Origin of the sequence: Clostridium sp. (assembly GCF_051650885.1) — a bacterium.
Lineage (GTDB): Bacteria > Bacillota > Clostridia > Clostridiales > Clostridiaceae > Clostridium.
The window spans coordinates 1-1,158 of the sequence record NZ_JBOFRG010000065.1 but is presented as its reverse complement, the minus strand read 5'-3'; the positions used below and the strand labels follow the sequence as shown (position 1 = coordinate 1,158).

1 protein-coding gene is annotated in these 1,158 nt (G+C 28.7%); it reads right to left on the bottom strand.

Annotation, left to right across the window (positions count from 1 at the left end):
- A partial coding sequence (locus ACRC28_RS03525; RefSeq protein WP_438542073.1) for a hypothetical protein occupies window positions 1-1,007 on the bottom strand: 1,007 nt, incomplete at its 3' end.
- Window positions 1,008-1,158 lie beyond the last annotated feature (151 nt).

Sequence of the window (1,158 nt, the reverse complement as noted above, 5' to 3'; positions counted from 1 at the left end):
TCAGGGTTTGTGTAATACTTTAATGTTTCTCTGAAGGAAGACACTCCTATTAAAGCATCAAGCTCCCCAACATAATCATATAAAACTCTAATACTTTCAGGGTTATCACAAATAACCTTTCCAGCTTTTTCATAGTTTATAATATCAATTAAAAATATTCCATTTAAATAAATCTTTATAGCACCAGCACTTCCACCACTTATTGAAATAGCTTCATTTAATGCTTTATTATTTATACTCTTAAAGCTTTTTAAAGCTTCATCAAGCTTTGGATACTTATCATTTATCTCTTTAATATTAAGACTTCTTATCTTGTGTGCACACTTAATTAAGTTAATCATATAAGAATAATCTTCAAGAACATATTCAGTATCCTTCTTAGCCATTCCTGTCATAGACCCATTTATTACAATAATAAGCACTGCAAAATAAAAAGGAGTAACATTTCTAAGAACTACAGCTAGTAAAAGTAAAACAACAATAGACCATCTTAAAGTTAAGTGAAGTCCAAGCTTACTTCCTGAAAACTTCTTTGGTTTAAAAAAGTAATTAGAAAGCTTTGCAATCTCTCTTTTTCCTAAGATACTTCTAATAGAATATTGAATATTAAATCTATCAGTAGCATTTTCCTTAAAGTATTTAAGAAGTTCTTCTCTCTTCTCTAAATCCTCCGCACTAAAAGTAGGCATCCTTAAAAGCTTATATAAAACCTCTGAACCAACAGAACTTTGAACATTATTTATAAGCTTAAATATCTCATCCATGTTCAAATCATGCCATGTGATATTATCAATAAAAAAGTCAGCATCCTCTTTACAGTTTCTAAAATAACTTTCAATATTTTCTCTATCTAAAGGCTTCTTTTTATAATGACTTCTCTTCCCATAAGAATCCCTTATATCCTCTTTAAAATATCTTTTTCGACTCGCCTCTGAAATCCTATCAGCTATAATCAAAACTACTACAATAATTACTGTATATAATGCTATAAGCTTCCCTGCTTCCACTAAACCACTTCCTCTATATTATATTTTCTATCTATTATACCATCTAAACTTAAACCTTTCGTGAATAGACAAGCTATAAACTCAAAATTCTTTAGAAATTTTAAAAAGAACCTCTTTGAAATTTATCAAAGAAGTTCTTCAACTTAAATTT